Below are 14,811 nucleotides of genomic sequence, written 5' to 3' on the forward strand. Positions count from 1 at the left end.
TCGCAAAAGTATTGAAATGGACTTCGTTAAAAAATATAGAATATATGAAAACAATGAATTACTCTCTGATTCGCATTTTGTTTGCGCTTGTCATAGGTCTGGTGTTGGTACTTTGGCCGAATACAGCAGCTAGTTATATTGTCATTACGATAGGAGTGGCTTTTTTGATTCCCGGTGTCATCAGTCTTTTTAGCTTTTTCGGACGGAAAAGATCGGAACATGAACCGGCTCCCCGTTTTCCTATTGAGGGAATCGGCAGTTTGTTATTCGGACTTTGGCTGATTGTGATGCCTGAGTTTTTTGCAGACGTCCTGATGTTCCTTTTGGGCTTTATCCTGATCATGGGAGGTGTGCAGCAGATTGCCTCTTTGTCGATGGCCCGTCGTTGGACACCTGTTCCGGGGATTTTCTATCTGGTGCCTTCATTGATTCTTATCGCAGGTGTTATTGCGCTGTTCAATCCGACGGGAGTACGTAATACTGCTTTCATTATTATCGGTATCAGTAGCTTGGTTTATTCTCTGTCCGAACTGATCAACTGGTTTAAGTTTGCACGCCGTCGTCCTAAGACTCCGGTTACGCCTCACGATGAGGATATTGAGGATGCTAAGATTATAGAATAAAAAAGAAGAGGACTACCGTCACGGTACCCCTCCCCTGCAAACTTAAAACAACCAACAATTGACTTTACATGAAAACAACAACAATTAAAACATAAAGAAAAACAAGTGATTAGTGTACTGTATTGGTTGTTTGTTTTCTGTTACTTTGTTCTTTTTGGGTGCATTTTTGTTACCCGTTTTGTTACTCGTATCAAAAGAATCTGTTATCTTTGTAGAGGTAACAAAAAATATAGTAGCAATGGCAAGGCAAAAAGCGAGCGTTAAGCCTAAAAACTTTGTTAGGCTTCGGAACAAGAAATTAGCTAATGGCAATAAAAGCCTGTATCTCGATATTTATCGAGACGGAGTAAGAAGTTATGAGTTCTTGAAAATGTATCTTGTTCCAGAAAAGAACAATGTAACAGCAAGACAGCAGAATGAAAACACCTTGCAGGCGGCAGAGGTTATAAGAAGTGAGCGACAAAATGCGATAGTTAAGGGGCAGGCTGGAATTACTGATACCAGTGTTAAGAATAAGCTATTATTGATGGACTGGCTTAAGATCTACAGAGTCAAACTTGAAAAGAGGCAGTATAAAGACATTTCCCATGTTGACAATTTAATGAGAATACTTGCGGAATATAAACCTGCAGTAGTAGCAAGACTAACAAGCATTGATAAGGGCTTTGCAAAAGGCTTCATTGATTACTTGAAACATGATTATGTAAGCTACAAGGGCAACAAGCGTTTGCAGAATAGTACAATCGTAGACTATGTGAGGACATTTTCAGTTGCGATAAATGCTGCTATAAAAGACGGATATAAAATAATCAATCCTTTTAAACTTCTTTCTTCTGATGAGAAAGTAAAACAGCCGGATAGTCATAGGGAATATTTAAGTCAAGAAGAACTGCTAAAGTTAATGATAACACCATGTAGAAGGGATGATATAGGGAAAGCATATCTTTTTGCTTGCTTTTCTGGACTAAGAATTTCAGATATTCGTGCGTTGAGATGGAAGAATATTATAGCAGAAGATGGGCAATTCTTTGCTATGCTTTTCATGCAAAAGACTGGTAAGGAGTTGAAAATACCTTTACCGGATAAAGCGATGGAAATAATACCAATAAGAGGTAATGATGAAGATGAGGTATTCTCTTTGCCTTCCAATCCCACCGTAGAAGATAATTTGAAGAAATGGGCAGAAGCGGCAGGAATAAATAAGCATTTGACTTTTCACACAGCTCGCCATACTTATGCAACTTTATTGCTTACGTTAGGAACCGATCTATACACTGTTAGCAAAATGTTAGGGCACACTAATGTGGCTACAACTCAAATTTATGCCAAAGTGGTGGATAGGAAAAAAGTTGACGCTGTAAACCTTGTAAATGATGTGTTTAATAAATAAAGTGAGTAATGATGGATAAAATAAGAACTCTTAAGTATCTTGGCGAGGAAAGCTACAAATATAGCAAGGAAATATTGGGCAACAATGGTAAAGTATGGTTCGATTTTCACTTTGATAAATTCTTTAAAGTATGCGATTTGGGGCTTGTTGGTGAAAGGTGCATTGAAGTAATATCGGTAGGCAAAGATAAGGATATAGCCCAATTCCTGCGTGAAGCAACGGAAAGACTAAGAAATGCGGGAGCAAACTCTGTGGTGATAGATGCGTTTAATTGCGAAACTATGTATTTTGATATGATGGCCAATGAATCATATACCGATGAAAAAAGTTTGTCAGGTAAACAAGAAAAGAAAAAGGAAGATATACTATTGCCAGAACTGCCAGATAATTTAAATACCGATGATGCTAAAAAAATGTTTGAAAAGGCAGTAAAGGCCGGTTTAATGCAACCATTAAAAGATAAGGGTGGTTATCAATGGAATAAAGGGAATGCACTACTGGCTTATTTTTGTGGAAAAATTTATTGTGGTGATAGATTAAAACAGGACGATGTGACAAAAGAATTGGTCATAAAACGAGGTGGTGTCTTTTTCCCAGAAGCCGCTTTAAATTCTTTCTTCTTAAATAATAAGGGGGAGAATATAAAGAATCTAGGGCAATCACGTTTGCAGATACTACGGCCACCTAAAGGATATAAAGACATAGATAATTTATTTGATGAGGCAACCGATTAGGTTGCCTTTTTTGATGTATTGCCTAATACATTGGGAAATATATTGCCCAATGTATATCCCAATAAAAGCAAATGTTTTTTCTTTCTTTCCTTTCCGATTTTTGCACCATGTTAAACAGACAGAGGTGCAAGTGTACATAGCTCCAAAGTCACAAAAATGGAAGATATGGAAGATAAAATTAATCAGATTTTAGTTTATACCTTATTGGCAGCAAAGAATGTGCTGACATTGGATGATGTATCGCTATTAACTGGGCTTAGTAAAAGTCATTTGTATAAACTTACCTGTAATCATCAAATACCGCACTACAAACCTAATAAACAGTTATACTTTGATCGTGCTGAAATAGAAGCATGGATGAAGCAGGGGAAAGTGAATACCATTGATGAAAGTGAACAGATGGTAGCTGTGTATTTAGCAAAGGCTTCAAGGAAGTAAGGAGGTAGGCTATGGAAAAAAGAAAAAGGGCAGTCTCCACAACCACCCAATTCCATGATGATGAGGCAAAGATAGAAAAAGAAAAGGGAATAAACAAGGTGTACAATTACTTTCGATATACAACAGGAACTTCTTTAGATTGTATGTTGGAAATTGGTATCCTTCGAAATTGTATCACCTACTATATTCGTGATTTGGAAAAGATGAACCTATTGCAAGCTGTATTCAGAGCTAGAGATAAACACACTCGTAGGATGGCCAAACATTATTCTGCCGATCCTGCTATGTGGAAAAATATAAGTGATAGGCAATTAAATATAGTTTTCGATGAAAGCATTTAATTTAAAGGATGTAATAGGTGACGAACTAAAACGTTGCGTTAGTACAGCTGAACGCAAGTACAGAACTCCTAAGCCGGGAACATGCGAGGCAGTTCTCACAGAGTTATTAGAGCAGATTAAATCCATAGACTTTCAGGCAAAGTCAGGATTGCCAGATGAAGGAAAGATATCACGGAAGATTTACGTGGTTGTTACCGTTGACGAAGTGCTAGATGTAGCCACTGCTAACAACTGGGGATTAGCTACCCGTGATGGATTTATCTATATCTTTAACGGTGAGTACTGGCAACCGGTGGGCGCAGATGATTTCAAACCCTTTCTTGCAAAAGCCGCGATGAGAATGGGTGTTCCTGTGATGGAATCAAAGTATCATATGTTTAAGGATGAACTATACAAGCAGTTTTTATCAGAGGCTAACCTTCAACCACCCACTAGAGGAAATAAAGTACTTATTAACTTAAAAAATGGTACATTTGAAATATCTCCAGATTGGCAAGGACTTAGAGAATTTGACAGGGACGACTTCATCAAATATCAGCTTTCATTTGAATATGATCCGAAATCTGTATGTCCAGTATTTGACAAGTATCTCCTGCGTGTTTTACCGGATGAAGATTGTCGTAAGGTATTGGCTGAATACCTAGGATACATATTCATCAATAATTTAAAACTAGAGAAGGCTGTTATTCTATATGGAAGTGGTGCTAACGGGAAAAGCGTGTTCTTTGAGATTATAAACGCAATTCTAGGCACAGAGAATATTTGTTCCTATTCATTGCAGAATCTAACTAAATACGATAGCTATCAGCGTGCAGAGTTAGCTAATAAGTTATTAAATTATGCCAGTGAGATCAACGGGAAATTGGAAGCCTCAATATTTAAGCAATTAGTGTCAGGTGAACCTGTAGAAGCTAGACAGATTTACGGTAAGCCGTTTGTCATGACTGATTATGGGAAGTTGATGTTTAATTGCAATGAGCTTCCCAAAGAGGTAGAACAGACAAATGCTTTCTTCCGACGCTTTATCATTATTCCATTTAGCGAGACCATTCCACCTGAAGAGCAAGACCCCGAATTAGCAAACAAAATTATAGGTCAAGAACTCTCTGGAGTTTTCAATTGGATATTAGAAGGCCTACGAAGGTTGCTGGTTAATAAAAGTTTACACAATCAATAAAGGTGAAGGAGCAGATAGATAAGTATCGGATGGAATCAGATAGTGTGGCAATGTATGTGGGTGAATATAGTTATGTTCCATCTTATCGAAGTAGTTACTCGTTAAAAGCAATATACGATGAATATAAAGCTTATTCTCTAGATAATGCTTATAAGTCTGTGAGTATCAGAACCTTCTCGGAAAGATTGAGAATGCTTGGATTTGATGGTGAGAAGAAAATGAACGGACGTATTATCTATGCAATTCGCGAATAGCAAAAAAATAAAGTTTTATTCTTGCGTCATTTGCGTCATATCAGTCATGAAAAAGAGATATGAGTATGACGCACATGACGAATATGACGATGAAATAAAACATTTTATTTTCTAGTTAGAATATGTAAAAAGTTAATAATATGAACATCTATATTCAACCATATTTAGAAAAATACACCGGGAAATCATCCCGTCATAAATGCCCGAAATGTGGTGATCCTCATTCATTCGCTTATTACTTGGACGGTAACACTGGAGAAGTGATAGACAAGGCAGTAGGCAGATGTAACCATGAAAGCGGGTGCGGCTATCATTATACGCCTAAACAGTTCTTTATTGATAATCCGGTAGAGAAGGATCGGTTTACCGATCCCGTCAAACAGAAGACATTCCGGAATCCGATACAGGAATCGCAACGGGAAACGGGATATATTCCATTTTCATATGTGGAAAAGTCAGTAAGTTATAATAGTTCATTTATCTACTTCTTATGTGGCTTGTTTGACCGCTATACGCTTGAATCACCCACTATTGAGAAAATGATGCAGGATTACGCATTAGGAGCTACAAAAGGCGGTAGTGTGATTTACTGGCAGATAGACATCAAAGGAAAGGTAAGAACCGGTAAGGTGATGAAGTATGACCCGAATACTGGGCATAGGATTAAAGACGGTGGAGGTATTAACTGGATTCATTCAATAATGAAAAGACAGGGCTTGTTACCTGAAGATTTCAATCTAGTACAATGCTTGTTTGGTGAGCATCTTCTGAGAATGTACCCAGATAAAGTGGTCGCTTTAGTTGAATCAGAAAAAAGTGCTCTAATCGCTTCTGGTGTTTATCCTGAATATATTTGGCTGGCTACCGGAGGGAAATCTCAACTCTCTATTGATAAACTAAAGGTACTGCAAGGAAGAACTGTTATCATGTTTCCGGATGTAGACGGCTTCGAGTATTGGAGTGATAAGGCTAAAGAGGTTGAGGCAATCGGCTGCAAAGTGGTGGTCTCCGATCTACTAGAAAAGAACGCTAGTGATGTAGACAGAACCAATAAAATAGATTTGGCGGACTGGCTTATTAGGCAGTTATCTGTGGAGACAGAAATGTCAGATACTGTTATGATAGTAAAGACTGAATTTACTGAAACTGAAAAAATGTTGCGATACATGACAGAAATGAATCCATTTCTACAGATATTAATTGATACATTTGATTTAAAGCTTATTGTCTAATTAAAGTTGAAATTTTCATGGTTGAATCATAGTGTTATTTTGCAAAAATATATTATATTTGCATTCAGAAAATCAGGAGAATAGGGACATTCTCATAAAGATATAAATTCTGAGGGTGTTTTAACTGATGCTAGTCCCCGCATTTATGTGAGCAAAGGTTAATCGCCCTTTTGTTTTATTAACCGTGTGAAGATGCACGGAACCGTAAAGTTATGAACAGAAATAAGTCTCTTTTTTTTCGTTTCCCGATCATAAATCTTTCTAAGGCGATTTAAGCCACTTTTCCGCATGGATGATACTTTGTATATCCATGCGGAAAAGTGGCTTTGTCGTCAAAAAAAACGGTTCCCAGTGTCTTCTATAAACAAAACATCATGGAAAAAACATATACGGCTCCTCCCGGCAATCTCCGTTTGTGTGAAAATGGTGATAAAATCCGCTTGTATATCGGAAACACCTACCGGGATTTAAGTATCACGTTCGCCCGTACATTCTCCGGGAAAATCAAAGAAGCAGCCGACAGGCTGGCGAAGAAACAAAAACAGGATGCAGATGAAAAGCTTTGATCTAGCAGCGGAATATATTGCCAAATGTGCGGAGATAATCAAACATGACACGATCCAAGCTCTTTCTAAGCTTGGTGAAGAATGTGTTACGTATGTACGTGACCGTACCCCTGAAGAAAGCTGGAAGGATTACACAGGAAACCTGCGTAGCTCTGTTGGCTATATGGTTTTGTATAACGGACAATCCGTACAACGAGGTGGATTTATGCCTACAACAGCACCTAAAGGCGACGGAAGCAAAGGACGATCCGACGGGGAAAAGTTCTTGCAAGAAACAGTGGCAGAAGTAGCAAGAGATAACAGTTTTGCGCTAGTCATAGTAGCCGGAATGAATTATGCCGATAAGGTTGAAGCGCTAGAAAATAAAAATGTTCTTGCAGGTGCTCATCTTTTTGCTGTAGAAGAATGGAGGTATATGGAAAAAGCTTTGAAAGACCAAATAGAAAACGATATTAATAAAATTCAAATGATTTGATTTATGAAGAAAGAAACAAGAAAAGAGAGAAAGGTAACGTTCCGAGTTGAGAACATGCCAAAGACGCAAAACGTGTTCCTACATCACGAACAAGGCGTATATGTGCTTTCATACGAAGAGGCGGAAGAGTTCTACATGACATGCCGCAAAATCTTATCGTCTCCTGTTAACTACTACGAGTTCAACATAGATGCAAAAGGCATTTCAAAGCGTCTTGAATCGGAGAAACTGGTAGTAAACCGTGAAAACATCTGGAAAGTATGGGTAGATTTAAAGAAAATCTTCCGTTATGAATAATGTAAACATTTAGAAAATAACTAATATTTACTAAATGGGAAGCGTAAACGGAAAGAGTAATAACCCCAAAGGTCGCCCGCTAGGCTCTAGAAACAAATCTACAGCAGAGATTCAAAACTGGGTTCAAAAGCTGATTAGTTCCAACCTGAAACAGATTCAGAAAGATATGAAGTCATTGGAACCTAAAGAGCGTTTGAAGATTTTTGAGAAACTGCTTAATTATGTTTTACCGCGTAAATCTTCCGTATCTACACAAATAGACTTTTCACGGCTTACTGATGAACAACTGGACGAACTGATAAACCGTATCACTAAAGACGAAGAAGAATGAGAATACCGATAAACCGTGAAATAAAGATTATTCTTCTTAAATGGCTGCAAAAGGGCGTCATCAATACGGACGATATACCGGCGTTGAAGAAGGAGCAGAACCAGGCGCAAAACACTTGGTTTGCCGAACTGATTAAACGGCGGACGGACAACAAGAGTACTAACGATTAATTATATCAATATGAGAACAGTAGAAGAGATTAAAGCGGAATTGAAGAAGAAACAGGAGTGTTTGGATGCGCTCTACCTTCATCAAAGTATCAAAGGTGATAAATTGCCTAACGGTCAAAGTGCATTTGATTATGTACTAAAATACAATCGCAGTATTAAAGCCTTGAAAGAAGAATTGAAACAGGCGGAAGCGTTGCCGGAAGATGAAGTTATTGCCATTGCTCGCGGTACAACTTATCAATCAGCAAAGGAAAAGAAACGTGAGGAAGATGATTGTAAAGAGATTCGTGAAATACTTGGCATAGATCCTCCTGAGGGTGAAGACGGTGTTATGTCAAATGATGAAGTTATTGCTATCGCTAAAGGTGGTTGGTAGAATCAACGGTTGTTTCTGCCTGCATAAATAAAAAATACCTTCATACGATGGCAGGCAGGGACGCCGTTTAAAATCCTTGTATATGGCAATATGTGATATGTGTTCCCATAAACGGAAGGTCTTTGATGAGTCTTTGGGATGGGTTTGGAGATGCAAGGCTTATCGTTCTTTTATCCTTCCTGAATGTCTATCAAAGTGGGACGTTATGGTAGCAATAAGAGATAACGAATGCGAGTTCTTCAACAAGCCAGTAAAGTTTGACATCAACGGTTTTGCATACATATGTGCGGAAGAAGAACTACAACAACAGATTGAAGAAGACGATGATTTCCCGGTAGTTTGTGACTGATGGACGATATAGCATTAAAATATCTGGCAGAATGGCGCAGTGATTGGTGCGCTTTTGCATCTGACGTTCTACGGGCTAATCTGGACGAAGAACAGAAAGCCGTGTTGCGTTCGGTGCAAAAGAATCCCATGACCGCTCTAGCCAGCGGCACGAGTCGTGGCAAAGATTTTGTGGCAGCTTGTGCTGCCTTATGCTTTATGTATCTTACGCCCGAATGGGACGACGACGGAAATTTAATCCGTAATACAAAGATAGCCCTATCCGCACCTAGTCAAAGACAGGTAGAAAACATCATGACTCCGGAAGTTAGAAGACTGTTCCGTAACGCCGGTATATTGCCGGGGCGACTGGTTGCAAATGACATTCGCACGGACTACGAGGAATATTTTCTAACCGGATTCAAGGCAGACAACAAAAACCAAGAAGTTTGGTCGGGGTTCCATGCGGCAAACGTTATGTTTGTCATTACTGAAGCTTCCGGCGTATCTGAAACGATATTTAGTGCGATAGAAGGAAACCTACAGGGAAACTCACGCCTTTTGCTTGTATTCAATCCCAACATTACTACAGGTTATGCAGCAAATGCCATGAAATCGGATCGTTTCGCAAAATTCCGTCTCGATTCCCTGAATGCAACCAACGTAACGGCAAAAAGGGAGATTATCCCCGGACAAGTTAATTACGAATGGGTAGAGGACAAAGTTAAACACTGGTGTACCCCTATCACGAAAGAAGAATATAACGAAGGCGAGGGGGATTTTCTCTTTGAGAACAACTTGTACCGACCTAACGATCTGTTTCGCATCAAAGTACGCGGAATGTTCCCCAAAGTTGCGGAAGATGTGCTCATCCCCTACGAATGGATCGAGATTGCCAATAAACGTTGGCAGGAGAACCACCCGTATAGACCGCGTAAATCTTGTAAACTTGGTGTTGATGTTGCCGGCATGGGACGCGATAACAGTGTGTTTTGTCCCCGGTATGGGAACTATGTTTCGCAGTTCGACGTGTTCCAGTCCGCAGGCAAAGCAAGTCACATGCACGTTGTAGGCAAAGCACTTTCATACAAAAGGACGGATAGGGATATTATCTTTATCGACACTATCGGGGAAGGTGCGGGCGTGTATTCCCGCCTAGTGGAGCAAGGGATAAGAAACATATTTTCCGTTAAAAACTCACAAGGAGCGAAAGGACTGCATGATATAACGGGTGAATACAGTTTCGCCAACATGCGCGCGTATTTGTATTGGGCTTTGCGTGACTGGCTGGACCCGAAAAATAACTTCTTCCCGATGTTGCCGCCGTGCGACCAGTTCACGGAAGAAGCAACCGAAACAAAGTGGAAATTCAGGAGCGACGGAAAGATACTCATAGAGCCAAAGGAAGAGATAAAGAAGCGCATCAAGCGTTCACCCGACTACATGGACGCGCTTTCAGAGACATTTTACCCGTATTCATTCACATACAAGGATGATGCGGAATTATTACAGGATTTTCTATAAATTTATAGTAAATGGATAATTATATAAACACTGAATCCCTGATACTGGACACGTTGACAGATGCGCCGGTAGTATTTGAGGTAAATAATAAAAAATATAGTATCTATCCCCCTACCTTGGGAAAGACATTGCTTATTGATCGACTGAAAAGAAAGTTGTCAATCAATTCTGAATGCTCAAAAGCAGCCCCCCTGGAAGAAGCTTTGAGGGTATGCGAGGAAAACAAAGAGATAGTTTTGCAGTTGCTCGCATATTGTACCCTACGACTGAAAGAGGAAGTACAGAACGAAGCCTGCATAAAAGAACGTATTTCCGTTCTTTCCAAACTGGAAGCTGATGAACTGGCGACGCTGCTTTTGACTGTTATTTCAGACACCACCGTTTCCGATCTTATCAAACATTTCGGTATAGACCGAGACAACGAGAACCGGCGGAAGATAGCCCAGGTAAAAAACAGTAATAATACCGTTGCGTTCGGTGGACATTCTATCTGGGGCACACTGATAGATTTTGCGTGCGAGCGTTACGGATGGTCGTTTGATTATGTCATGTGGGAAATCAGCTATAATAATCTGCTGATGTTGTTCAACGATCGCCCAGATAGTGCCTACTTGACAGATGAAGAGCGAAAGAAAGCACATCTGAAACATATCGGAACAGTTATAAACGCAGACGACCCGGCAAACATGGCGAAAATCAAGGCTATGCGTTGGGATTAAATCATTTTTATATCAATCTTTAAATTGTACCATTATGGCAGGATTAAAATTTACTTTCACAGGAGATAATCAGGACGTATTAAAAAAGATCAATCAGATACAAACCGAACTAAAGAAGGTCTACAACAGAAAAAATACAAAGATAGACCTTAGCGCAGGGATTGATTTTTCTTTGCTGGGTGAGAACTTCAAACGGTTAGACCAACAGAGTCGGGAGGCGTTCGACAACATGTCAAAAGACGCCCAAAAATACGTGAAAGAGATACAAGAGAATATATTAAGCCTTCAGCAAGTAGAGAAGATGCAGGCGGGATTAAATTCCCTGTATGAAGATGGGGATATTGACTTGAACGCATATATTCAGTCACAAGCCCGGTTAACCGTTCTACATGAAGAGCTGGCTAAAGGCATTAATGAAAGCCGGGCGGCACTCGAATCCGAGACGACTACAACCAAGATTGCAGCGGATTCTATCGCAGGGCTTCATGCAAAGGTGCTGATGTTGACGACTGACTACATGAACCTTTCCAAAGCCCAACGGGAAGGGACCGAAGGCGCGGCACTGTTGAAGAACCTACAGGAAACCCAAACGCAATTGGATAACGCTTCTTTGTCTATGGACAAGTACGCATCCGGGGCAAAGACCAGATTTGACGCTTTAGGATTCAGCATCACGCAGATCGCACGTGAATTGCCATCTTTGGCAATGGGGCCACAAATGTTCTTTCTAGCTATCTCTAACAATATTGGGCCATTCCAAGATGCATTGGCGGCTGCAAGAAAAGAATATCAGGAAATGATAGCAGCCGGGAAGACTGCTACGCCTGTTTGGAAACAGTTGCTCAAATCTCTAACTGGTACCGGTCCTATTTTGGCGGTATTAACTACGTTGTTCGTGGCTTTTGGTGATAAGATATTTGATTGGATAGGAACATCAAAAAAGGCTGAAAAGACCCTTAAAAAAATTGTACACTCAATTAAGAGACTTGAATAATGTTCTATCAACATCTATAGAACAGAGTGCAGGCGAAGTTACCAAACTTAACAGTCTATATAAGATTGCAACAGATGTAACTAAAATCTACAAAAGAAAGAAATAACGCAGTAAAAGAGCTAAAAAGGTCTTATCCTGAGCATCTGAAAAAATCTATCAGATGAATCTATAAAAAAACGGTGAAGTTTCCAAAAGCTATAAAAGAACAGACTAGCCAAATTATAGCAAATGCGAAAGCTACAGCGGCAGCTGATCAGATAGCAAAGAATTGGTACAAATCATTTCAGGCTGGCGTCTCCAAAAATATAGCTTATATTACAAAACAGAGATTAGAACAAGAATTAGTAGCAAAAGAAGCCACAGTTCAACAACTTTCCCAAATGAGAGCCAGACCGGAAAGTTATGCCGGATTAGCTAAAGAAATTGAGGGAATTAAGGACCGAATAAAAGAAACTGATAGAGAAATCGCAATACAAGAAAACCTACAAGATTCTTATCAAAAATCGTCTAAAGCTCTTGAAAAATTAGTAACTGTATCCGGATTAGGCGGAAAGTATGAAGATACAGATAAAAACTACAATTCCATCGTAGACCAGCAAAATAAAATAGCCGAGCTTTTGGATAAACAAGCCATTGAGAGAAGACGTAAAGAAGAAGATTTGGAAAATCAGGCTTTCCAAGCTCGTATTAATGCGATGGAGGAAGGAGAAGCCAAAATACGGGCGCAAAGAGCCTTGGATAACAAGAAGGAAATCCAAGATTTGAAACGCCAAAGAGAAGACTACATACGCACGGAAATCGAATATCAGAAAAAAGTCTTTGATGAGCAAGAGGAGCTAAAAGCCAAAAAGACCAAAGGATATAAAAAGAAAACGTTTGATTCTGCCAGTGTTTCGGTAGATACTTCCGCACTTGATTCAATCAACCAAGACACCTTAAAAGGACAAGCTAATGATGTAGCTAAATATTATAAAGAAGTCCTTTCTAAGTACCAAGATTATACAGCCCAACGTATAGCCGTAGAAAAGCAGTTTCTCAATGATGAAAAGAAGCTTAAAGAAGGTATGTCTAAGGCTCAAAATGATTCTGAAAAAGAACAATATGCAAATGCTTTAAAAGAGCTGAATAAACAAAAAAAACGAGCAATTACTTCTATCTCAAAAAGCGAAATCGAAGATTCCGGCATTTGGAAAATGTTAATGGGAGATATAAACGCATTGTCTACAGATACACTTGAAAAACTATTATCTGATGCTGAGCAACTTGTCAAAACTACAAACTTGTCGGCTACGGATATGAAAGCCATGATGGATACTATAAATAATGCTCGTCAAAATCTCATAGCTCGCAACCCTTTCAAGACATTGAAAGAAGAATATGAAAAGTATCAGAAAGCAATAAAGAAGGGTGATAAACAAGGAGCTTCAACTTCATGGAGTAATGTAGAACAGGCTAGCGAGTCTATAAAGAGTAATATTTCAACATTAGGGGCTTCTCTATCTTCTCTTGGAAATACTTTTTCTAATGAACTGGGTGAAGGTATCCAAAAGGCAGTAGATGTTATAGAGGATGGCATCACAGCTTTTGAGGTATTCGGTAAAACAGGTGAAAAATCGGCAGGTGATACTATAAAGGGGATAGGCGGAATCGTTGGAATCGTAACTACCCTAATAGGTACTGTAATGAATGCTTTTGATTCTACCGCCGAAGAACAAGCCCGTAATCTTGAATACCAGCGCAGGCAAGAAGGATATTGGGATTCTATTAATTATCAAGTCGAACGATATTTGGAGCTATTAAAAGAGGCTACAGCAAATGATTATTTTGAAATAGCCGGCAAATCATTAACTACACTTGAAGAGGCTAGAAAAAAAGCGTACGAAGATATAGTCAAATCTTTGCCTGTCGGTGATGTTGATAGTACAACATTTGGACTATATCAGCTTTTTTATTCTGGGAAATTTTCTAATAAACTATTAGAACAAAATTTTGGCGGTCTACAAGCTAAAGAAATTTTTGATTTCATAAATGAGAACGGTGGGTATGATTTAGAAAATAAGCTCATATCCGAAGAGGCAATATGGGCTATGAAAAGCAATGCCGACATCTGGTCTAAGTTGCCTGAATGGATGCAAGAAGCCATAGATAAGTTTGTTGAGTTGAACGATCAGGCAAAGGATTTAGAAGAAACTTTAAATAAAGATTTATTTCAAGCAACATCCCAGAGTATAGAAGAAGCTATTTTGGAGGGGTTGAAAGGCGGAAAGAGAGGAATTGCCGACTTTGGAGACGATTTTGAGGAGATAATGCGTAATGCTTTGTTGCAGTCATTTGTTATAGATCAGTTAAGAGGTAAGGCGCAAGAATTTTATAAGAAATATACCCTTTTGGCTGATAGTGATAATAATGGAAAGTTGGATCTAACAGCAGAAGAGATAAGCGATCTTAGAAATGATTGGAATGATATAATAAGATCCGCTACAGAAGAAGCAAAAAATATAGATGCCATTGTTGGCGGCACATCTACTTCTCAGGAATCTTCCAAGAAAGGATTTGCCACGATGTCTCAGGATTCTGCTGACGAGTTGAACGGACGCTTCACTGCTTTACAAATTTCCGGGGAAGAAAGCAAAAATCAACTTGTATTGCTCAATCAGGTAACAAGCGCGTTGTTAAGTGTAAACGAGGCGGGAAATGCCACATTAAACAACATGTTGTACCAACAGGTATTAACTAACAGTTACCTAGAGGATATTGCCAAATATACAAAAGTACTGCAAGAAATGAATGCTAATATATTACAGGTAAGAAATAACACAGCAGCATTAAATACACGCAGGTAA

The 14,811-nt window shown here is 39.2% G+C and carries 18 protein-coding genes; all 18 read left to right on the forward strand.

All coding sequences use genetic code 11. The features are described 5' to 3' along the window. Positions 1-44: 44 nt before the first annotated feature. The 18 genes from HMPREF9007_RS04645 to HMPREF9007_RS0125390 all read left to right on the forward strand — a co-directional run bounded on the left by HMPREF9007_RS04645 (position 45) and on the right by HMPREF9007_RS0125390 (position 14,811). A complete protein-coding gene (locus HMPREF9007_RS04645; protein WP_008763102.1) occupies positions 45-623 on the forward strand; it encodes a DUF308 domain-containing protein in 579 nt (192 codons plus the stop codon). Between the two features lie 112 nt (positions 624-735). Next, the gene (locus HMPREF9007_RS04640) at positions 736-2,013 is read left to right on the forward strand and encodes a site-specific integrase (RefSeq protein ID WP_225651457.1); all 1,278 of its coding nucleotides are present in this window, start codon (positions 736-738) and stop codon (positions 2,011-2,013) included. A gap of 8 nt (positions 2,014-2,021) precedes the next feature. After that, the gene (locus HMPREF9007_RS04635) at positions 2,022-2,747 is read left to right on the forward strand and encodes a hypothetical protein (protein ID WP_008763104.1); all 726 of its coding nucleotides are present in this window, start codon (positions 2,022-2,024) and stop codon (positions 2,745-2,747) included. A 156-nt stretch (positions 2,748-2,903) separates the two neighbouring features. After that, positions 2,904-3,185 carry a helix-turn-helix domain-containing protein gene (locus HMPREF9007_RS04630; RefSeq protein WP_008763105.1) on the forward strand — a complete coding sequence of 94 codons (282 nt, stop codon included), beginning with the start codon at positions 2,904-2,906 and terminating at the stop codon, positions 3,183-3,185. Between the two features lie 11 nt (positions 3,186-3,196). Further along, entirely contained in the window at positions 3,197-3,526 is a 330-nt protein-coding gene (locus HMPREF9007_RS04625; protein WP_008763106.1) for a hypothetical protein, read from the forward strand. Beyond that, complete coding sequence (locus HMPREF9007_RS0125375; protein WP_128567882.1) at positions 3,513-4,703, forward strand: phage/plasmid primase, P4 family; 1,191 nt, start codon at positions 3,513-3,515, stop codon at positions 4,701-4,703. Before HMPREF9007_RS04625 ends, HMPREF9007_RS0125375 begins: the two co-directional genes overlap by 14 nt. A gap of 394 nt (positions 4,704-5,097) precedes the next feature. Next, positions 5,098-6,189, forward strand: a complete 1,092-nt coding sequence (locus HMPREF9007_RS04620) for a DUF6371 domain-containing protein (RefSeq protein ID WP_008763107.1) — start codon at positions 5,098-5,100, stop codon at positions 6,187-6,189. Positions 6,190-6,563: 374 nt separating this feature from the next. Further along, entirely contained in the window at positions 6,564-6,755 is a 192-nt protein-coding gene (locus tag HMPREF9007_RS0125380; RefSeq protein WP_032850670.1) for a hypothetical protein, read from the forward strand. Next, positions 6,742-7,230 carry a hypothetical protein gene (locus HMPREF9007_RS04615; protein ID WP_129593481.1) on the forward strand — a complete coding sequence of 163 codons (489 nt, stop codon included), beginning with the start codon at positions 6,742-6,744 and terminating at the stop codon, positions 7,228-7,230. Before HMPREF9007_RS0125380 ends, HMPREF9007_RS04615 begins: the two co-directional genes overlap by 14 nt. 3 nt (positions 7,231-7,233) lie before the next feature. Continuing rightward, complete coding sequence (locus HMPREF9007_RS04610; RefSeq protein WP_008763110.1) at positions 7,234-7,527, forward strand: hypothetical protein; 294 nt, start codon at positions 7,234-7,236, stop codon at positions 7,525-7,527. A 34-nt stretch (positions 7,528-7,561) separates the two neighbouring features. Further along, entirely contained in the window at positions 7,562-7,858 is a 297-nt protein-coding gene (locus HMPREF9007_RS04605) for a hypothetical protein (protein ID WP_008763111.1), read from the forward strand. Next, positions 7,855-8,028: a hypothetical protein gene (locus HMPREF9007_RS27275; RefSeq protein ID WP_165000539.1), complete on the forward strand. Its 174-nt coding sequence runs from the start codon at positions 7,855-7,857 to the stop codon at positions 8,026-8,028. Before HMPREF9007_RS04605 ends, HMPREF9007_RS27275 begins: the two co-directional genes overlap by 4 nt. Before the next feature lie 10 nt (positions 8,029-8,038). Continuing rightward, the gene (locus HMPREF9007_RS04600) at positions 8,039-8,404 is read left to right on the forward strand and encodes a hypothetical protein (protein WP_008763112.1); all 366 of its coding nucleotides are present in this window, start codon (positions 8,039-8,041) and stop codon (positions 8,402-8,404) included. A gap of 205 nt (positions 8,405-8,609) precedes the next feature. Then, entirely contained in the window at positions 8,610-8,753 is a 144-nt protein-coding gene (locus tag HMPREF9007_RS27280) for a hypothetical protein (RefSeq protein WP_165000540.1), read from the forward strand. Further along, entirely contained in the window at positions 8,753-10,255 is a 1,503-nt protein-coding gene (locus HMPREF9007_RS04590) for a hypothetical protein (RefSeq protein ID WP_008763114.1), read from the forward strand. Before HMPREF9007_RS27280 ends, HMPREF9007_RS04590 begins: the two co-directional genes overlap by 1 nt. An 11-nt stretch (positions 10,256-10,266) precedes the next feature. After that, complete coding sequence (locus HMPREF9007_RS04585; protein ID WP_008763115.1) at positions 10,267-10,974, forward strand: hypothetical protein; 708 nt, start codon at positions 10,267-10,269, stop codon at positions 10,972-10,974. A 34-nt stretch (positions 10,975-11,008) separates the two neighbouring features. Next, positions 11,009-11,968, forward strand: a complete 960-nt coding sequence (locus HMPREF9007_RS0125385) for a hypothetical protein (RefSeq protein ID WP_032850671.1) — start codon at positions 11,009-11,011, stop codon at positions 11,966-11,968. A gap of 179 nt (positions 11,969-12,147) precedes the next feature. Continuing rightward, complete coding sequence (locus tag HMPREF9007_RS0125390) at positions 12,148-14,811, forward strand: hypothetical protein (protein ID WP_032850672.1); 2,664 nt, start codon at positions 12,148-12,150, stop codon at positions 14,809-14,811.

The organism is Bacteroides sp. 1_1_14 (genome assembly GCF_000162515.1).
GTDB lineage: Bacteria > Bacteroidota > Bacteroidia > Bacteroidales > Bacteroidaceae > Bacteroides > Bacteroides thetaiotaomicron.